The 363-nt window shown below is 63.6% G+C and carries 1 pseudogene; it reads right to left on the bottom strand.

Going from position 1 to position 363, the window contains the following annotated elements:
• Positions 1–363, bottom strand: a pseudogene (locus EE949_RS28975) (response regulator); the annotation flags it as partial.

The raw sequence follows: 363 nt of genomic DNA, 5'->3' as shown, positions 1-363 counted from the left end.
TCGGTCACTTGGAAGCGGCTTGAAAGTTTTCCGTAGGCGGGCATGTCGTCGAAGCTGGCGGGTTGCGAGGCGTCGCGGGCCTATTGCAGGATGCGTGCGGTGCGCAGGTGAGAGGCGACGCGTGCCAGGACTTCAGTGCACTGTATGGGTTTGGTCACGTAGTCGATGGCGCCTGCTTCGAAGCCTTGCACCACATGTTCGCTGTCGGTGAGGGCGGTCATGAACAGCACCGGGATGTTGGCCGTGTCAGGTTGGGCCTTGATCTGGCGGCAGGTCTCGAACCCGTTCATGCCGGGCATCATGGCGTCGAGCAGGATCAGATCGGGTCGGCGGCGCTGGATGCGGGTCAGCGCGCTGTGGCCG

This window comes from Pseudomonas viridiflava (assembly GCF_900602065.1).
In the GTDB taxonomy this organism is placed as follows: domain Bacteria; phylum Pseudomonadota; class Gammaproteobacteria; order Pseudomonadales; family Pseudomonadaceae; genus Aquipseudomonas.
This window is presented reverse-complemented; position numbering and strand designations above follow the sequence as displayed.